The organism is Paenibacillus sp. J22R232 (genome assembly GCF_056269165.1).
Window position 1 is genome coordinate 703113 of record NZ_JBWDNK010000002.1, and the last position, 17552, is coordinate 720664.

Here is a 17552-nt window from a genome sequence, read left to right on the forward strand (position 1 = left end):
ACCCTTGAATACAGGTGATGAAATGAAAAAGAATCCTACTTACACGTGGGCAGCAGCAAGCTTGGCTATTGCCCTGCTCGCAGCGCTGCTTGCCAGAATGCTGCTAGCGTTCATGCTCCAGGTACCACCTTATAACAAGCCGCTCAAGTGGGTGATCGAGCATATTGGCTCTTTGCCAATCATGCTGGCTGTAGCTTTTCTAATCTTCGGCGATTGTTACCGCAAGCTATTTAAACAAGAGCTGGTATGGTTCCGAAGCGGAGCGGGCAAAGCAGCATTCAATCCTCGAACCAGTCATCCGTTGTTCCGCACGATACGCTGGACCTTTATGGCGGTCTTTCTGCAAAGCCTCGTGCTGATGATTTTTTTCGTCATAGCCGGACATCTGCTGGCATATGCTTTGATTCAATATACTTCCTACGATCGTGCCTTGGTCTGGATTGTCAATCATATTGGTTCGGCTCCGATCGCGGCAATGTTCGGCTGCTTCTTGTTTCTTGCGTTTTTTTTCTGGACGAGCCGCAAGATGATTGCGTATTTGAAGGAAATTAGAAATGGCTTGCAGCAAATGGCGGCAGGAAGGCTGGATCATGCGATACCGGTTAAAGCGTTCGATGAATTGGGTGAGATTGCGACGAGCATCAATGCGTTAGGCCAGCAATTCAATCAGCTGCTCCAAGAAGAGAGGAATGCGGAACGATCGAAAAATGACCTGATTACAGGCGTATCCCATGATCTGCGAACGCCTCTGACATCCATCCTCGGCTATCTGGAGCTTATCGAGCAGGACCGCTATCAGGATGAGGTCGAGCTTCGTTATTTTGTTAACATCGCATATGAGAAATCCAAGCAATTGAAAGGCTTAATTGATGATTTATTCGAGTACACGAAGCTGAACAACGATATGCCGCTCGCATTGGCAGAGCTTGATATCGTACGCTTTGCAGCACAGCTAGCCGAAGAATTCGTGCCCAGCCTGGAAAAAGCGGATATGAGCTGTCGGATTCAAGCCACGGCGCAGCGTTTGATCATTATGGCAGACGGAGATTTGCTCGCAAGAGCCTTCGACAACCTGATGGAAAACGCCATCAGGTATGGCTTTAAAGGCAAATATGTCGATATTCTGATTACGAGGACGGATGAGGAGGCTATCGTACGGTTCATTAATTACGGCGATCCGATCCCCGCCAAAGATATTGCCTATATTTTTGATCGATTTTATCGCGCTGACCGCTCCAGAACGGCTGAATCGGGCGGAACAGGGCTTGGTTTGGCTATAACCCGAAGCATTGTCGAGGCGCATAGCGGGTTGATTTCCGTTAGCAGCACGGCTGCCGAAACCTGCTTTGAAACGAGGTTTCCGATTGCGAAGCATGTATCTTAAGCAATCCTTAAGCATTTGATAAGCATATATGAAAGCAGTCGGTAAGATCCTTGCCATACACTATCCATAGCTTCAGGATGGAGGAGATGCGGGATGGATCGGATGAAACAGACTGGAATTCTATTGGCCGTGGCAATCGCTATGCTGGTCGGATGGCTGCTGAGGGATTGCATGCAGTAATAAGGACATCTTATCCTATAAACCAACGAATCTATCAAATTCGACAAAACTAGAGCTTTCCATACATTTACATTAGATAGAGTCTCCTGTACAATAAATGGAGTTTATCAGTAATAAAGACCTGCTACTATGCAATCATAAAGGAGACGAAAGAATGAAAAAAGGTTATGCAAGACCTAGTAAGTTTATTGCTCTCATATTAGCATTTACACTTGTTTTTGTTGCCGGCTGCGAAGCCATTTCGAATTTGGATTTTAATACGGTACTGAAGAACTCCTTAAAAGTAACGTCAAGCGAGGGCAAACAGTCTGTTGAGCTTAAGCTTGAGCTTGATGATACTGCCTATGAAGGGGCTACCGAAGAGGATATTGCGATTATGAAGCTTGTATCGAACGTTAAGCTGCAGTTTGATAATGTGAAGATGCAGGATAGCTCGAACGCATCCTTTAACGGAAGCTTGATATTCGGAGACACGGCTAGCGTTAAGTTTTCGCTTAAAATGTCCGACACGCTAGCTATCATGGAGATTGAAGGCGCGAAGCAGCCTTTTGCGATTGATCTGTCAAGCGAAGGCCTGCTTGGATTGACTGGCATGTCCGGCCTGCCAGTAGATGTTGCATCCGAGGCAGCTCCTGAGCTGGACGAAGCAACCGCAACTGCGCTAGGCCATGAGATTCTCGATACGGTTGGTTCCTATGTCATACATAATCTCCCGAACCCGGAGCGCATTGACGTGAAACCGGTGTTTGAGAATATTAACGGCGTTTCAACCTCCCTCATGAAAGTACATGTTGATTTCGACGGTACCGAGATTTGGCCTTGGGTGAAAAAATATGTGGATGCGCTGATCGCGGACCGGGCTGGCCTAGACAAAATGGTAGCAGGCGTGTTCGAGGTGCTGAGCAGCAATCCGCAGATTTGGGGAGCGGCAGAAGAAGTGATTCCATTCGATCAAGGCGGACTCGATAGCGAAGATCCTGCTGTGCTGATTGCGGAAGCTAGCGAAGGTATCGTAGAGCTTCTAACGGAGCTGCAAGGCGAGCTGAAGCTGCTTGAAGAAGAGGATCAGGAAACGCTCGACGAAATTTTCAACAAGGATCTTTCGATCAAAGCAGACATGTACGTGGACAACAAGCTTGATATCCGCAAACAGGCTTACGAGCTGTCATACGCTCCTAGCTTGGATCCGGAATTCGGTGTGCTCCCAATCAAAGGCATTACCCTTAAATTCGAGAGCGAGTCATGGAATGTGAATGGCGTGGTCAAAGCGGATGCTCCCGTTGCGTCCAAATCTGACCTTCCGATTGAACAGCTCGTTGATATGCAAGGCTATCAAGCATTGAAAAAGTTTGATGACAAATCAGTCGTCTACGACCTATTAAAAAATAAGCTGCATGTGAATAAACAAAATCTTACATGGTATTCTTATGAATATTATAATCCGGTAATCATTACGGCGAGCCATATTACGATTATTCCGCTTCGCTCCACGGTAGAGCAGCTTGGCGGCGTATTGACAGCTGACAAGAAAACTAAAAGCCTAAAAGTGTTTGACGAAGCGACGAATACGACGATAGTATTGAAGAACGGCAGCGATTCAGCTGTTGTTAACGGGAAGACCGTGAAGTGGGCGTTCCCTGTTACCGTTATTGACGGAGTAACGTATGTGCCAGCCCGCAATTTAGCCAATGCATTAAAAGCAAAGATTGCCTGGACGGATCTTGACGATGACATGAAAGTATTCTCGCTTGATCGGGAAGTATAAGCAATAACGAAACGAGCGAGTGAAGTTTATTATGTTAGCTAAGGGGTGCAACATGAGAAAATTAACGACAGAAGCCGCTTTCCGCGAAGCAGTCGCAGGCGAAGGCCTTACCATTGCCGTATTCAAAACGACCTGGTGTGCGGATTGCCACTTTATCGATCCCTTCATGCCGGATTTGGAACGCCAGTACGAAGGCAAAGTGAGCTTCGTTGAGCTGGATCGCGACGACCTTCCCGATCTGTGCTCGGAGCTGAACATTCTAGGCATTCCGAGCTTTATCGCCTTTCGAAGCGGTTCGGAAACAATCAGGTTTGTTAGCAAGCTCCGGAAAACAAGGGAAGAAATTGAGTCGTTCGTTGATCGCGCCATACAAGTAAGCGAAGCACTCAATTAAAAGTAAATGCCAGTCCGCGTTATAGGGGGAATGTACGATCCCTGAAACGCGGGCTTTCATTTTTTTTTGGCGTATGCGCGTTGAAGTGTCACATTTTCAACATGGCTTTTGCTTTTTTTTATAGCTATAATTGAACTGTTATTAAAACAAGAAATAAGGTGATTTCATAATGGTAACCGGGCGTTTTCGCGCGTTGGCAATCGCCGCGTGCATCGGAATGCTTCTTGTACTGCTCGGAGGGGCGCTTGTCACGAATACGGATTCTGGACGCGGCTGCGGTGATGACTGGCCTTTGTGCCACGGCAAATTTGTTCCCGCCTATACGATCGAGTCTCTAATCGAATATTCGCATCGGCTAATTACAGGATTCGAAGGACTTCTTGTACTCGCTACTGTCATTGCCCTCATACTCAAATTCAGGAAAGACAAGGCTAGCTATAAAGAACCGTTATTTTACGCTGGCGGAGCCCTTTTGTTTACGATTATTCAAGCGCTAATGGGTGCTGCTGCCGTTATGTGGCCGCAATCGCCGCCAATTATGGCCATTCATTTTGGGATCTCCTTAATCGCCTTTGCAGCGACCCTGCTGCTCGTGATCTGGACGTTCCGCGTGAAAAACGGGCCTGCAAAAGTGTTTACGGTACCGCGTTCGATATTCCCGCGCGTACTTGCGACAGCGATATACAGCTATGTCGTCATTTATTTGGGGGCATTCATCAGGCATACCGAATCTGGCGGCGGATGTCTTGGCTGGCCGTTATGCAACGGAGAGATCGTACCAGAAATCAACGGAGCTACTGGGGCCGTATTCATTCACCGCGTAGCTGCTTTAGTGCTAGCGATCAGCCTTGCAGGCTTGTACCTTCATATCCGTAAGGTCAGCGAAGGAGGAGCAGGCTTAACGAAGCACGCCGGATGGACGCTCGGGCTTGTCATTACCCAAATTTTCAGCGGTGCATTGCTGACGATTACGATTACCAATACAGATTGGTTTTTGTTCACGAACCTGCTCCATAATCTAATTGTGACCGGTTTGTTCGGCTTGTTAATGGATATATTGGTTCGTTCTTGGCGGTTACGCGAAGGGAAAACGGGCATGTAGCGTTGATAAGCGCCAGCCCGGAACCAAGCGGGCAGGACGAGTTGGAGAGAGAAAACTAAATATGGGACATGCTGAAGGTAGGCAAATGCTGCTTCAGTCCGTGATCCCCATCCAGCAAGCCTGCAGATGCGTATATTTCGCTTGCAGGTTTGCCTGTTATCTAGAGCTTTACGGATTGCTGTTCAGAGCAGGCGGCAGTCAAATTCACATGGAGGGACTGTACAATCATGCTGCGTTTCATGTTTGATGAACCGATGAGAGAAGCGGATGGCATACTGGCGGAAACGTTCCGGCATATGGATCAGTTCAATGCCATTCTTTCCAAAAAAATAAAAGCAGGAGCCGTTGATTCCCAGCAGCTCCGCAAATATGAAATTTGGACGCTCGGCCTGCGATCTTCTTTGGACGAGCTGGAGCAAAGCCACTATGTCGCGCTGAAATTCCAACATAAAGTAAAGTCAACCTCCCTTAAGCAAATGACAGATGAGGAAAGAATCAATTATAATCGTTATATCTACTTCGATAAAAACGCCTTTATCCGTGTCTTTTCCCTTCTCGACAAGCTGGGTACATTGCTTAATGAACTGCTGGATATGAGAACGGAGCGGATCAAAGCACATTTCTCTTATTTTACCGTATTGCGCAATATGCGGGAGAAGAAAGCGCATCCTGAGCTAACCTGGAAGCTGAACGATGTGAAGGAGAAGTACAAGGAGTCGATGACTAGGCTGCGTAAACGCAGGAATACGGAGATTCATTACATGAACTCGGAGATGCAGGATGATTTGATCCAAAGCAGTCGCATGTACGGGGAAGAAATTAAGCTTGAAAACGTGGCAGAGCAATCCGCTGAGCTGACACAGGGCTTGTATCTGGCCATGGAGTCATTGCTGCTTACGTTTCAGTATGCTTGTGGTTTAATGAGGAAGAAGAACACATAATCCCGAGGGGGGAAAACTCGTGGGACTGGAAGGCAAAACAGCATTAGTTACAGGGAGCGCGAAAGGACTCGGCAAGCGAACGGCGATCCAGCTGGCTGAGCAAGGCTGTAATGTTGTCATTAACTACTACGAGAGCGAATTCGAAGCCCTTCAGGTAAAAGCGCAGATTGAGCAGCTTGGCGTCAAAGCCATCACGGTACAGGCTGACGTCGCAACCATTGAGGGGACGGAGAAGCTGGCCGAAGCTGCTGAGCGCTGGGCAGGCGGAGTGGACATTCTCGTCAATAACGCCGGACCTTTCGTTCGCAAACGGCGGCTCTTCAGCGAATACGATGAGGCCACGATCGTTAGGCTGCTCCATGGCAATCTGTTAGGCGTGATGCTGCTTGACCACCGGCTGCTGCCGGGCATGCGTGTACGGAAATGGGGAAGAGTCATCCATTTTGGCTTCGGACATGCCGGAGAGGCAAGAGCTTGGCCGCATCGTGCCGTGTATGCTGCCGCGAAGACCGGGCTTGTGTCGTTTACGAAATCGTTGGCGGTAGAGGAAGCCCCTCACGGCATCACCGTTAATCTGATTGGGCCGGGCGATATTCGTGGCGTTAACAAGGAGAGATCGATTGCCGAGGTGGAGGAGGAATACGACAACGAATCGCCGATTGGAAGGCCTGGCGCCGGCGAGGACGTTGCGCGCGTCGTGCTGTTTCTTTGCGACAAACAGTCTAATTTCTTAACGGGAAATGTCATTGACGTTACCGGAGGCTTTGATCCTATCGTTGCCAACATTAAAGGCATGTTCTAATCATACGTTCAAAAAAAAGAGTCTTCTCGGTTAGGAAAGGAGCTAAGCTCCTTCCCGCCGATAAGACTCTTTAGCGTTTGCCATGCAAAGGCAGTATAGACGCGTTCTTATATTTTAGAATACTTGAACGACTTCGATAACACCATCAACTTCTTCAAGAAGGGCGCGTTCGATACCCGCTTTAAGCGTGATCGTCGAACTTGGGCAGCTGCCGCATGCTCCCATAAGGCGAAGCTTGATGATGCCGCCTTCGACATCGACGAGCTCAACGTCGCCGCCATCGCGCTGCAAAAACGGACGAAGCTTATCGAGTACGTCGAGCACTTCGTCATACATCGTATCTTGTACTTGTTCACTCATTGCAATCATCTCCTTTCTCCCCTATTATAGTACAAAGTGAAGCAATTGAAAATGGATAGTAACTAAGTAAAGTTAGGTGAAGCATGGTGTTTAAACCAATGATCGAGTTTTGTGCCAGTAATATGCATCATGGCACGGACCGCATAATGAAATTATTTGAAGATAATGATGAATTCGAGGTCACGGAATACGGCTGTCTCGGCAACTGCGGCGAATGTTATTTGAATCCATTCGCATTAGTAGATGGCGCAATTGTATCTGCCGAGTCGGTAGATGAGCTTTACGAGCAGATATTGAAAGCGATCGATCAGCAGCAGGCCGATAAGGAAGCACTGGACAAGCTGCTGGATGATCTGTAACGCTCAAGGCTCTCCGTACTAACCAAGGTGACGCTTGGAGCGCCACAATACACCGCTTTTGACCAGACGCGGCACTCGGCCCATGATGGCTGTTCCGCCCATCAGGCCGAAGCCGCTTTTTTTGCCCAACGAACCAAGAACGCCTTTGAGCTTAAGCTTGCCGAGACGAGGCGTCTTATCATGCCAGATGGCTTGCAGCACCTCCGCGATCTGTTTGCCTTGAGCACCAGCCGCTTGGCCGCTAGGTGAAAGCGGAAGGGCAGCGCAGTCGCCGACGATGAATACATCATTGTAATCAGGCAGTTGATGATATTCGTTGATGACGAGTCTGCCCTGATTGTCCTTCGGCAAATTCATCCGCTGCACGAGGGGGACAGGCTGGATGCCAGCCGTCCATACCGTCACATCGGTATAGATCGGGGTTGTTGAATTGCCGTCGTGGAGAATGCCTCCTTCAACCCGCGTAAGTCCGACATGTCCGCGCATCTCCACGTTATGCTCCTGAAACCACTCCGCCACAAACGATTGCAGCTTGCTTGGGAATGCAGACAGCACGCTAGGTCCCCTGTCCAGAATCCGAATATTGAGATCAGGACGGCTCTCGCGCAGCTCAGCTGCCACTTCGACACCGCTCAGTCCCCCGCCTACGATAGAGACTTGCCCATAAGGCTTCACGTCATTCAGCTGCGCGTAGGTTCGTCTTGCAGCCGAGAATGTTTGGATGCTTGTCGAGAACAGCTCAGCTCCCTCAATCCCATGATACTTATCGGTGCAGCCGAGACCGATGACAAGCCATTCATACACAAGTGATTCCTGTCCCTCGATGTGGACGAGCTTTTGCTCCATATCCACATCGGTCACCTCGCCGTATGCCAGCGAAATTCTTGGATCAACAGGGAATTTCACGCGCAGTTCGAGATCCGATACGGTTCCCGCGGCCAGCGCGTAATATTCGGTTTTCAAGCCTTGAAACGGCATCCGATCAATGAGTACGATTGATACGTCCAAGGGAAGCTGTTTCTCCAGCAGCTCGTTAGCAATCGCTAGACCACCGTAGCCGCCTCCCAAAATAATAAGTTTTCTCATATGATTTCCAACTCCACGCCTCTTGATGATAATCTATTTTGTGCTTTCGTGTTGCCGATTACTCATTCGTAAATTTTAATTTCGTTATAGAACGTGTCGCGTTCGACCGGGATACGGCCAGCGCCTTTAATTAGCCAAATCAAATCCTCGCGTGTGATGCCTTCCGGAGTCAGCGCTCCGGCTGCATGGCTGATTTTCTCCTTGACGATTGTTCCATGAGCATCCGATGCGCCCATTGTTAGAGCAACTTGGGTCAGCTGCACGCCAATATTGATGAAATAAGCCTTAATATGCTGGAAGTTATCAAGCATCAAACGGCTGATCGCAATCGTTTTTAAATCCTCGAACGCAGAGTTGCGGCGGCGAATGCCGGCACGCGGATTGATTGGCTGCATGGACAGGGGGATGAAGACAAGGAAACCATTCGTTTCGTCCTGAAGCTCGCGAATATGCATCAAATGACGAATCCGGTCTTCTTTGGTTTCTATGGAGCCGTAGAGCATCGTCGTGTGCGTACGCAAGCCGAGCTGATGCGCAGTGCGGTGTACTTCTAAGTACTGCGTAACATCCGCCTTGTCGACGCGCATTTTTTTACGGTAATGATCGGATAAAATCTCGGCACCGCCGCCAGTCAGGGATTGAAGGCCGGCTTTCATAAGTTCCTGCAGCACTTCTTTGTACGATAGGCCGCTGATGCGCGAGAAAAAGTCAATCTCGGCGGCCGTGTATGCTTTTAACGTTACTTCTGGGAAACGCTCCTTCAATGCTTTAAGAGAATCGACATAATACTGGAACGGAACGTTCGTATTGTGTCCGCCTACGATATGGAATTCGCGGACGCCAGGGTGGAAATGCTTCTCGACGTATTCAATCATCTCGGGGCCGCTCAGCGTATATGCGCCCTCGTCGCCTTCATCTTTGCGGAAGTTGCAGAATGCGCAGTGAGCCTCGCATACGTTCGTAAAGTAAAGGCTCATATTTTCAATAAAATAAACCTTTTTGCCGTTTTTGCGAATCGCAACCTCATTGGCAAGCTGCCCAATTGTGAGCAAATCATCGGATTCATATAAGTAAACGCCATCCTCTAATGATAAACGCTGTCCATGACGCACTTTTTCAATGATGTGCTGCATTTTTGAATCTTCTGTAGGTATAACGACGTTCATGGTGTAGCCACCTCAATTTCATAAGATTGTGAAAAAAAGAACTTTCTATTCCGATTAAAGAAGCTGTAACTATTATAAACCTCCTACGTAGCAGGGGCAATATCCACGAAGTACAAATTTAAAGGTAATCCATCAAATGAATTGAAATTTAACCATTCCTCAATAATTTATGGATAAATGGTACTATTTTTATTGTTTTTATTATGGAAATAGGACCTTAGATTTATAAGCAAATATAGATACAAAGTCTCGATTATGCAAAAGGCAATTATTCTATAATAGATTTAACAGTGTTCGACAAAATTTGACATATATATGGAAGAGGTGTTGATAATGGCTACTCCTTTTTTTAAGAAGAAAGACCCAGCAGAAAAACATCGGGAACAAGGTTCCGGGTTAGCTGTGGAAGTAAAGGCTCTGGACATGGACATGGATCTGGAGCAAGCGGCAGACAAAGAAGAGTTTGCTTCGATTATGAGTCCGGCTAGCAAAGCCAATATGGACAAAAAGTCGCTTGACCTGGTATTCGCGGTTGAGCAGATAATTCAATCAAGGCAGCATACCGAACTGAATATTAATGAGCTCCAAGACCGGCTTAATCACTCCAATAGCCACGTTGAGCGACTAAACCGGGATACGAGAAATTTAAATAAGGTAATCGAAGAGCGCGAAAAAAATATTCTTGAGCTTGAGAACAAGCTGGTTGAGAAAAATTTGAAAGTCGATCAAGTGATGGAGGACTTCCGGGAGCTGCAGTCCGAGATGTCCAACGAAACGGATGAACTTAAAAATGTCATTGAACTGGAACGGCAGAAATATAGCGGTTTACTGCAAAAACATAATGAGGCTAATGCCGATAAAAATTTGAAAATCAATGATTTGGAAGAAAAAATCGGCAGGCTGGAAGTGGAAAACACGCATTTGAAGCAAAAATACGAAACGATGCGCCAAGAAAAAGCATATTTGGCAAACATGATCAGCGATTTCACCAGCCGAATGTCATTGCCTCTAGGTCAGAATCAATCAAAGCGGATGGACGGTACGGAAGAGCATTGAGCTGCTGCTCCGACTGCTGCCGCTAAAGGAGATTTGAAGACAACTATGGAAAGCAATCCAGTCCAAATGATCGAGCTACTGTCGCTTCAACAGAGTGCAAGCGGCTATCAGATGGCGGTGTGCATATCTCGTGAATCTGCCTGTACTGATTGCGTCGTTGAATTAGACGAGTATACATATAATCAAGTTCTTTCTATATTGCCGCACGGCCAAGGCAGGTCCAGGCTATCGCTATATACGAAGTGGGACCCGTACCGTAAGCTCCATTACAGTCACATCGCATATAAAGAAGGACATTTGCGCTCAACCTTGTATTTTGCCTGCAGCACAGCATATATAGCCAAGCTTCAGTTGTTGAAGGAAGGCATTTATAACTCAGCCGATGAAGCAGAAGAAAGGTTATCCCCGGCACCCGTTGCATCACGACCGAAACCAATGCGCATAACCAAGCTAGGAACAAGCCTGCATAAAAGTCAGGTCATTGTTCGATGGGTCGCATTTAGTTTGTTTATCTTGATAGCGGTAATCAGTACAAGCGACAGATTGTTCAATGAGGAAGACGATTCGCTTAAACTAAGTGTCAATGCGGCAAGCTCGTTATATGATCAGCCTACAGAGACTTTTAGTAATGAGCTTCATGATCAACCTGCACAGACTAATACTCGCGAAGAACCTCAAGTAAGCACGATTGCATATTCGGTAAATCAAGAGGAGAAACCCCGACCGGTATCGCTTTTTACAGCTCAAGAAGAGGTAAAAGAAGAAGAACTAAAAGATGAAAATAAGCATTATGAAAAATATGTCCTTGAAGGCGATAAAGCCATGTATGCCTTGCCTAAGGGATACGTAGCCCTAACGTTCGATGATGGCCCATCGGCTTTTACGGAAGAGATTGTTAACATTCTGAAGGAACAGAAGGTGGCTGCAACATTTTTGTTCATCGGGAAAAACACCCGTAAATATCCAGATGCAGTAGCGTATGCAAGCGAACAGATGATGTCGGTGGGCAATCACTCCTGGGATCACGCCGACTTGGAGCATCTTAAGCGAGATGAGAAATTGGAAAACGTCGGGAAGGCAGCTAGAGCCATTGAAGAGCTTACGAAACAAACGAATACCGTTTTCCGTCCTCCTTACGGTTCGATTTCAGATACGCTAATTGAAGATTTGCATGAAAATAAAATGAAGGTATTAATGTGGAACCGCGATCCCGAGGATTGGAAAGCAGAGAGCTCCGATGCGATTATTGATTATTTTCAGAAAGTAGATCCCTCCGGCGGCATCTATGTGCTGCATGAGAAAGAGAAAACCGTAAAGGCTTTGCCAGCCATCATAAAATATCTTAAAAATAAAAAGCTAAAGTTCGTTATATTTGAATAACATCCTCATAATGGTTCCATTCTCAATAAAAATAAGCGCTGCTTGGCAACTTGCCGATTGATACCGCATAAACATTCCGTTATACTGTAAATAAGTAAGTGAGTTGCATAAGAGACGAACTAGATGGATAACGGAGGGATGTAGCATGATCACGATCAGTGACACAGCATCTGACAAAATAAAAGAAATGCTCGCGGAAGAAGGCGGACCTGAGCTTTTCCTGCGTATCGGCGTGAAGGAAGGCGGCTGCAGCGGCTTTTCCTACGGCATGGGCTTTGATGACGAGAAGCAAGCAGGCGACAAAGCGCTTGACATGGAAGGGCTAAAGGTTGTCGTTGACGAGGACAGCATCAAATATTTGAACGGCCTTGTGATCGATTTCAAGGAATCGGCAATGGGTGGAGGCTTCACCATCGAGAATCCGAATGCCAGCGCAACATGCGGCTGCGGCTCCTCGTTCCGTACAGCTAGCGACGCAGGCAAGCCGGCTGCTGCTGGCGAGTGTTAATCGGTCAGCCATTATGAATTGCATCTTCCGGAAAGTCCATCGAGTCGATGGGCTTCCCGGAAGATTTTTTTGTTCGTTTCGTAGCTTTACGTCTATCAATCAATCATCTTGGGGGATATCAGCGTATGAAATTTATTCATGATTATAGACATTTTATCGAAGTCGGGTGCTCGTCGTGCGGCAGAAAGCATACGGTTCCGAAAGGAAGCTATAACCTGACGATGCAAGGCTATACCTTCCATTCTCCCTTAAGCTGCCCCTGCGGCCACACGGCAAGCACAGCTGGCAAGGAGAAACGAACATGGATAAGCAAGGCCGAGAACAGCGCTATACCAAAGCGGAATAAAGCAACGACAGTCAAAATGCTGTTGGTCATCGGTTTCGTTATCGTATTTTTCGCAACGGAAATGACCTATATGTTTCATTCGTAAGCCGATTAAAAAAAATGGTGCGGCATTTGAATAAATGAAACAAAAAACGGACAAGATAGTGTTGACGGTGTGAAGAGAGGTGTGGTTCCGTTGGACCTTTTGGTGCTAGGACTGCAGGAGGAACTTATTTAATCACTAAGCTTTTTTGAAAGCGAGGGGATTGTGTCGCAGAGACAATCTGAACACACACGCCATAAGCGATCCCTTAAAACAGGATTGTGAAAAAGCGGTGCCCAAGTATTCTTAATATTGTGAAGTGTTAGATGCGAAGAGACTCATACGATCAAACACCGTCGGAGAAGGAGCCTGTCAAAGGGCTCCTTTTTTCTGTGCTTCCCTTGTAATAATTCAGGGAATTCCCTGACATACAAAGCATCGTTACCCATTTATAATAAAGCGATAGGATAGTCCGACATTCCTTAAGGAGGCGTGCCAATGAACACGGTTGAATCGGCTATCGCTGCCTGCATCGATCGGCTTCAATTTAATACAAACAGCGATTTCGCCATACTTGGCATGATGGATCCGAGCGGTCGCAGGCTTCGTTGGTCACTTTCGGCTGGCCGGACAAGCGAGAGAACGAAGCTTGTAGAGCAAAAGTCCACCACAGGGCTGTCTGGCAAAGCGATCCGCTCAGGCAGACAGGCAGCGGCAAATTCGGCAATGTCGGACCGGGAGCGATTCAAGCTTGGGGAGCCGATACTATTGACGGAGCAGCTTAGAATTGCCGTTAGCGTGCCAATTGCGATTCATAATAAAATTAGCGGCGTACTGCTCATAGGCAGGCGCACCGATAGCAGCTATGTTGCAGATGAGCTACAACAAGCTTCTAATGCCGCTAAAGAACTGGCGTCCTTGCTGGAATGAGGACGTCTTTTGTTTGTAATGGGCGATTCATTTGCCAATGTAAGGTATAATAGCGGTAAAACGAACAGGCATGGAAGAGGCCAATGGGCGAGGAGCATATTGAATGATTAAGCTGCTGATTTGTGATGATCATGCAATGGTTAGATCCGGCTTGGCGATGCTGCTGCATGGCAAGCACGGCATTGAAGTAGTCGGGGAAGCCTCGGAAGGAGACGAAGCCATTGAATTGGCCAAGCAATTATTGCCGGATGTGGTGTTGATGGATCTTAGCATGCCGCACGGCAAGGATGGCATGGCAGCGACTACGGAATTGAAGCAGCTGCTGCCGGAAACGGCCGTTCTTATTCTTACGATGCACGACGATGATGAATATTTGTTCAGAGCGATCCATATCGGAGCCTCTGGGTATATTTTGAAAAACGCGCCGCATGACGAGCTGTTGTCCGCGATTCAATCGGTAGCTCAAGGGAATGCCTACTTATATCCAACGGCTACGAAACGGCTAATGAGCGAATATTTGGTGAAGCTGAACCAAGGCGGCGCGGATCAAGGACCGTATGACACGTTATCGGAGCGGGAGAAGGAGGTCCTCGGCTGGATAGCCAAGGGCTACTCTAACAAAGAAATAGCGGAGAGCTTGATTATTAGCGTCAAAACGGTGGAAACGCATAAAAGCCATGTCATGGATAAGCTGGGGCTTAGAACGCGGCCAGAGCTGATCAAATTCGCGCTCAAGAAAGGACTGCTGAATTATGATTAAGCATAGCGGCAAGCACTACGCCCAAATTATCGGATCGGATGTCGATTATTTGCTATCTGTCCTCGAGAACGAAATCGACGATAAATCGATGCTTGCGCAAGTGAATCTGTCTCTTAAACAATTGGCCGACGTAAAGTTTGCCCTGGATGAATCCTCCATTGTCGCGGTTACGGACCACAAGGGTAAGATTGAATACGTCAACGATAAATTTTGCGAAATATCCAAATATAGCCGTGACGAGCTGCTTGGAAAGGATCACCGCATCATTAATTCCGGGCATCATGGACGCGAATTTTTCCGTGAGCTGTGGGAAGCGATAACCGCAGGCGAGGTATGGCGCGGCGAAGTCAAAAACCGCGCAAAGGACGGCAGCTTTTATTGGGTGAACACGACTATTGTGCCGTTCGTTGATGAGGCAGGGAAGCCTTATCAGTATTTAGCGATCCGCAGCGAGGTGACGCAAAGAAAGCGGGCCGAGCAGGAGCTGAAGGAAATGATGGTTAAGGTCATCGAGATACAAGAGGAGGAGCGCAAACGGATTTCAAGGGAGCTGCATGACGGAATCGGGCAGGGCTTATTTTCGCTGCTCATAAGACTGGACCGTTTAATAAGCGATCACAGCGGGCTAACCGAGCTGACGGCGCTGCGCAGCGATGTATCCGGGATGATGGAGGATATTCGCGGCTTAGCGTGGGAGCTCCGCCCTTCCGTCCTCGATGACCTCGGAGTGGTACCCGCTATTAGAACGTATACGGATAATTATTCGCAGCATTTCGGCATTCGCATCCAGCTGCATTGCAATCTTAAGAGCCGGCTGGGCATCATGAAGGAAACGGCAATATACCGCGTCATTCAAGAGGCGCTTACGAATATTGCCAAATATGCGGATGTCGCGGAGGCTGAGGTCGTGATAGAGGAGCAGCCGATGAAGGTTGAAATTCACATTACGGATGGCGGACACGGGTTTATGGTTTCGGAATCACAGCGGGGCGTAGGGTTATTCAGCATGGAGGAACGTGCCCGGAGTATAGGTGGACAGCTGGACATAACCTCCGAGCTTGGCAAGGGAACGACGGTACGGCTTATCGTGCCGAAAGATACGGGCAAGGATCAATCGAAGGACGCTACATAAGGAGGAATGGCATGTACCGCATCCTGATTGTGGAGGACGATGAAAAAATCGCGTCCATCCTCAAAAATAATATGGACAAGTATGAGTTTGAGGCATCGGCCGTTACGCAGTTTCGCGATATTATGCCGGAATTTCTAGCCGTTGATCCGCAGCTAGTGCTGCTGGATATTAACTTGCCATACTTTGACGGCTACTATTGGTGCAGGCAAATCCGGATGCGTTCTAGCATCCCTATTATTTTCATATCCGCAAGAGCGGGAGAAATGGATCAGGTCATGGCCATTGAGAACGGGGGCGATGATTATATTACGAAGCCGATTCATTTGGATTTATTGATGGCGAAGGTGAAAAGCGTACTAAGGCGCTCTTACGGAGAATACGCGGCGCCAAGCTCGTCGGCTTCGAGTGGCGTAGAGGGGCAGTCGCTTGCGGAGTTAGCGGCAGGAGGCCTTCGGCTTTTTTTGACCCGAAATGAGCTTACGTGGAAAGGGCAGCGCGTGGAGCTTACGAAAAATGAACAGCTGCTGGCTGAATGCTTCATGAAGCAGCCGGGCATCGTCGTATCACGCGAGCAATTGCTTGAGGCGCTATGGGATGACGTGCAATTCGTTGATGACAATACGTTAACGGTCAATGTGACTAGGCTCCGCAAGAAGCTGGAGGAGCTAGGTCTTCCCAAAGCGATAGAGACGGTGCGAGGGCAGGGTTACAAATTGAATATAGTAGAGGAAACGCCGCGATGAGAGGGCTATCGCTGGCGTTGTTTTTGCGTGACCGGCTGCTCTTTATCTTTATGGCTTTATTGCTGATCATGTTGTCCGTCAGCATGCTGCTGCTTGAGCGGGAGCGCTATCCAGGTCTCGTTGAGCTTGGAGCCGTGTATTATTTCATTGTGCTCGCCTTATTCTTTCTTGGCACTTGGCTGGCGGTCGATTATGCTCGCCAGCGTGCTTATTTCAAGCAGTTAATTGAAGCGATTTCTCGTTCGGATGAGCTGCAGGCTACGAGGATCATCAAATCAACCGTGACACGGGAGCAGAAGCTAGTGTCCAAAATGCTTCAGGAGCAGAACCGCGCTTACTTGAATGAGCTGGGCAAGTATCGCCGGCAGCAGGAGCTTCACAACCACTTTGTGCTCCAATGGGTCCATCATATGAAGACACCTGTTTCAGTCGTTGATTTGCTGGCGCAGGAAGCGCTGCAGAAGACTGCGTCTACGGAGGAGGAGCAGCGCTCGCTCGCCCTTAGCCTGCAGGAGGAGACGGACCGGATGTCGCGCGGCCTCGAGATGATGCTTTATACGGCGCGACTCGAAAAGTTCGAAATTGATTTGCATGTGGAGCGCACACCTCTGCATGAGCTGGCAAGGCAGGTCGTGAACGCGCATAAGAAGCTGTGCATTCGCCATTCTATCTTTCCGCGCATAGAAGGCGAGGCGTGGGTGGAGACGGATGAGAAGTGGATGACGTTCGTTTTGAATCAGTTCGTGAGCAATGCCATTAAGTACAGCAAAAGCAAGCCTGGCGCCAAGAAGCTTATTTTCAATCTGGAGGATTTCAGCAATGGAGGCGGGAGCCTGAAGGTGACGGATGATGGGATCGGTATCGCCTCTCATGAGCTGCCGCGTATTTTTGATCCGTTTTTCACGGGCGAGAACGGACGAACGACGGGAGAATCGACAGGGATGGGGCTATATTTGGCAAGGCAAGTATGTACGCGTTTGGGTCACGAGATGAGGGCATCCTCCGTAATGGGCGAGAGTACGACGATGACGGTGACATTCCAGCCGCGAGGCATCCATATACTTAAAGGCTCAAGTGACGGCAAGCTGCTGGATAAGTGACAACTTTGTAAGGTTCACAGCGCCCGATTGAAAGGA

Annotated in this window: 19 protein-coding genes; 16 read left to right on the forward strand and 3 right to left on the reverse strand. The window is 48.1% G+C overall.

Annotation, left to right across the window (positions count from 1 at the left end; genetic code table 11):
* Positions 1 to 22: 22 nt before the first annotated feature.
* From AC0YN3_RS09465 to AC0YN3_RS09490, 6 genes are all read left to right on the forward strand, one after another.
* Positions 23 to 1384: a sensor histidine kinase gene (locus AC0YN3_RS09465; protein WP_475774832.1), complete on the forward strand. Its 1362-nt coding sequence runs from the start codon at positions 23 to 25 to the stop codon at positions 1382 to 1384.
* Between the two features lie 334 nt (positions 1385 to 1718).
* Positions 1719 to 3329: a copper amine oxidase N-terminal domain-containing protein gene (locus AC0YN3_RS09470; protein ID WP_475774833.1), complete on the forward strand. Its 1611-nt coding sequence runs from the start codon at positions 1719 to 1721 to the stop codon at positions 3327 to 3329.
* 52 nt (positions 3330 to 3381) lie between these two features.
* Complete coding sequence (locus tag AC0YN3_RS09475; RefSeq protein ID WP_475774834.1) at positions 3382 to 3723, forward strand: thioredoxin family protein; 342 nt, start codon at positions 3382 to 3384, stop codon at positions 3721 to 3723.
* A gap of 169 nt (positions 3724 to 3892) precedes the next feature.
* Positions 3893 to 4825: a COX15/CtaA family protein gene (locus AC0YN3_RS09480; protein ID WP_475774835.1), complete on the forward strand. Its 933-nt coding sequence runs from the start codon at positions 3893 to 3895 to the stop codon at positions 4823 to 4825.
* Positions 4826 to 5052: 227 nt separating this feature from the next.
* Positions 5053 to 5766 (forward strand): Cthe_2314 family HEPN domain-containing protein, encoded by a 714-nt coding sequence (locus AC0YN3_RS09485; RefSeq protein WP_475774836.1) that lies wholly within the window; start codon positions 5053 to 5055, stop codon positions 5764 to 5766.
* A 25-nt stretch (positions 5767 to 5791) separates the two neighbouring features.
* Positions 5792 to 6568, forward strand: coding sequence for an SDR family oxidoreductase (locus AC0YN3_RS09490; protein WP_475775115.1), 777 nt, complete (start codon positions 5792 to 5794; stop codon positions 6566 to 6568).
* 114 nt (positions 6569 to 6682) lie between these two features.
* Here AC0YN3_RS09490 and AC0YN3_RS09495 read toward each other — a convergent pair whose 3' ends face one another.
* Positions 6683 to 6928, reverse strand: coding sequence for a NifU family protein (locus AC0YN3_RS09495; RefSeq protein ID WP_183559000.1), 246 nt, complete (start codon positions 6926 to 6928; stop codon positions 6683 to 6685).
* A 98-nt stretch (positions 6929 to 7026) separates the two neighbouring features.
* Between AC0YN3_RS09495 and AC0YN3_RS09500 the strand changes: the two genes are divergently transcribed.
* Positions 7027 to 7287 carry a YuzB family protein gene (locus tag AC0YN3_RS09500; RefSeq protein ID WP_475774837.1) on the forward strand — a complete coding sequence of 87 codons (261 nt, stop codon included), beginning with the start codon at positions 7027 to 7029 and terminating at the stop codon, positions 7285 to 7287.
* Between the two features lie 18 nt (positions 7288 to 7305).
* Here AC0YN3_RS09500 and AC0YN3_RS09505 read toward each other — a convergent pair whose 3' ends face one another.
* Positions 7306 to 8373 (reverse strand): NAD(P)/FAD-dependent oxidoreductase, encoded by a 1068-nt coding sequence (locus AC0YN3_RS09505; protein ID WP_475774838.1) that lies wholly within the window; start codon positions 8371 to 8373, stop codon positions 7306 to 7308.
* Between the two features lie 62 nt (positions 8374 to 8435).
* Positions 8436 to 9539 carry an aminofutalosine synthase MqnE gene (gene mqnE, locus AC0YN3_RS09510; RefSeq protein ID WP_441944312.1) on the reverse strand — a complete coding sequence of 368 codons (1104 nt, stop codon included), beginning with the start codon at positions 9537 to 9539 and terminating at the stop codon, positions 8436 to 8438.
* A 333-nt stretch (positions 9540 to 9872) separates the two neighbouring features.
* Here mqnE and AC0YN3_RS09515 point away from each other — a divergent pair, with 333 nt between their 5' ends.
* The 9 genes from AC0YN3_RS09515 (at position 9873) to AC0YN3_RS09555 (ending at position 17516) form a co-directional block, all read left to right on the forward strand.
* The gene (locus AC0YN3_RS09515; protein ID WP_475774839.1) at positions 9873 to 10595 is read left to right on the forward strand and encodes a hypothetical protein; all 723 of its coding nucleotides are present in this window, start codon (positions 9873 to 9875) and stop codon (positions 10593 to 10595) included.
* A 297-nt stretch (positions 10596 to 10892) separates the two neighbouring features.
* The gene (locus AC0YN3_RS09520; RefSeq protein ID WP_475774840.1) at positions 10893 to 11975 is read left to right on the forward strand and encodes a polysaccharide deacetylase family protein; all 1083 of its coding nucleotides are present in this window, start codon (positions 10893 to 10895) and stop codon (positions 11973 to 11975) included.
* 145 nt (positions 11976 to 12120) lie between these two features.
* Positions 12121 to 12483, forward strand: a complete 363-nt coding sequence (locus tag AC0YN3_RS09525) for a HesB/IscA family protein (protein ID WP_475774841.1) — start codon at positions 12121 to 12123, stop codon at positions 12481 to 12483.
* 125 nt (positions 12484 to 12608) lie between these two features.
* Positions 12609 to 12914 carry a hypothetical protein gene (locus AC0YN3_RS09530; protein WP_475774842.1) on the forward strand — a complete coding sequence of 102 codons (306 nt, stop codon included), beginning with the start codon at positions 12609 to 12611 and terminating at the stop codon, positions 12912 to 12914.
* A gap of 435 nt (positions 12915 to 13349) precedes the next feature.
* Positions 13350 to 13781: a GAF domain-containing protein gene (locus AC0YN3_RS09535; protein WP_475774843.1), complete on the forward strand. Its 432-nt coding sequence runs from the start codon at positions 13350 to 13352 to the stop codon at positions 13779 to 13781.
* Between the two features lie 103 nt (positions 13782 to 13884).
* A complete protein-coding gene (locus tag AC0YN3_RS09540; RefSeq protein WP_475774844.1) occupies positions 13885 to 14541 on the forward strand; it encodes a response regulator transcription factor in 657 nt (218 codons plus the stop codon).
* Positions 14534 to 15673: a PAS domain-containing sensor histidine kinase gene (locus AC0YN3_RS09545; protein ID WP_475774845.1), complete on the forward strand. Its 1140-nt coding sequence runs from the start codon at positions 14534 to 14536 to the stop codon at positions 15671 to 15673. The genes AC0YN3_RS09540 and AC0YN3_RS09545 overlap by 8 nt, the downstream gene beginning before the upstream one ends.
* Before the next feature lie 11 nt (positions 15674 to 15684).
* Positions 15685 to 16416: a response regulator transcription factor gene (locus tag AC0YN3_RS09550; protein WP_475774846.1), complete on the forward strand. Its 732-nt coding sequence runs from the start codon at positions 15685 to 15687 to the stop codon at positions 16414 to 16416.
* Positions 16413 to 17516 (forward strand): sensor histidine kinase, encoded by a 1104-nt coding sequence (locus tag AC0YN3_RS09555; protein ID WP_475774847.1) that lies wholly within the window; start codon positions 16413 to 16415, stop codon positions 17514 to 17516. Before AC0YN3_RS09550 ends, AC0YN3_RS09555 begins: the two co-directional genes overlap by 4 nt.
* Positions 17517 to 17552: the final 36 nt, after the last annotated feature.

Coding starts and splice junctions, on each gene's coding strand:
- AC0YN3_RS09545 (WP_475774845.1), top strand. CDS start 14,534: ATGATTAAGCATAGCGGCAAGCACTACGCCCAAATTATCGGATCGGAT.
- AC0YN3_RS09465 (WP_475774832.1), top strand. CDS start 23: ATGAAAAAGAATCCTACTTACACGTGGGCAGCAGCAAGCTTGGCTATT.
- AC0YN3_RS09495 (WP_183559000.1), bottom strand. CDS start 6,928: ATGAGTGAACAAGTACAAGATACGATGTATGACGAAGTGCTCGACGTA.
- AC0YN3_RS09515 (WP_475774839.1), top strand. CDS start 9,873: ATGGCTACTCCTTTTTTTAAGAAGAAAGACCCAGCAGAAAAACATCGG.
- AC0YN3_RS09480 (WP_475774835.1), top strand. CDS start 3,893: ATGGTAACCGGGCGTTTTCGCGCGTTGGCAATCGCCGCGTGCATCGGA.
- AC0YN3_RS09540 (WP_475774844.1), top strand. CDS start 13,885: ATGATTAAGCTGCTGATTTGTGATGATCATGCAATGGTTAGATCCGGC.
- AC0YN3_RS09525 (WP_475774841.1), top strand. CDS start 12,121: ATGATCACGATCAGTGACACAGCATCTGACAAAATAAAAGAAATGCTC.
- mqnE (WP_441944312.1), bottom strand. CDS start 9,539: ATGAACGTCGTTATACCTACAGAAGATTCAAAAATGCAGCACATCATT.
- AC0YN3_RS09470 (WP_475774833.1), top strand. CDS start 1,719: ATGAAAAAAGGTTATGCAAGACCTAGTAAGTTTATTGCTCTCATATTA.
- AC0YN3_RS09500 (WP_475774837.1), top strand. CDS start 7,027: ATGATCGAGTTTTGTGCCAGTAATATGCATCATGGCACGGACCGCATA.
- AC0YN3_RS09555 (WP_475774847.1), top strand. CDS start 16,413: ATGAGAGGGCTATCGCTGGCGTTGTTTTTGCGTGACCGGCTGCTCTTT.
- AC0YN3_RS09485 (WP_475774836.1), top strand. CDS start 5,053: ATGCTGCGTTTCATGTTTGATGAACCGATGAGAGAAGCGGATGGCATA.
- AC0YN3_RS09550 (WP_475774846.1), top strand. CDS start 15,685: ATGTACCGCATCCTGATTGTGGAGGACGATGAAAAAATCGCGTCCATC.
- AC0YN3_RS09505 (WP_475774838.1), bottom strand. CDS start 8,373: ATGAGAAAACTTATTATTTTGGGAGGCGGCTACGGTGGTCTAGCGATT.
- AC0YN3_RS09530 (WP_475774842.1), top strand. CDS start 12,609: ATGAAATTTATTCATGATTATAGACATTTTATCGAAGTCGGGTGCTCG.
- AC0YN3_RS09535 (WP_475774843.1), top strand. CDS start 13,350: ATGAACACGGTTGAATCGGCTATCGCTGCCTGCATCGATCGGCTTCAA.
- AC0YN3_RS09475 (WP_475774834.1), top strand. CDS start 3,382: ATGAGAAAATTAACGACAGAAGCCGCTTTCCGCGAAGCAGTCGCAGGC.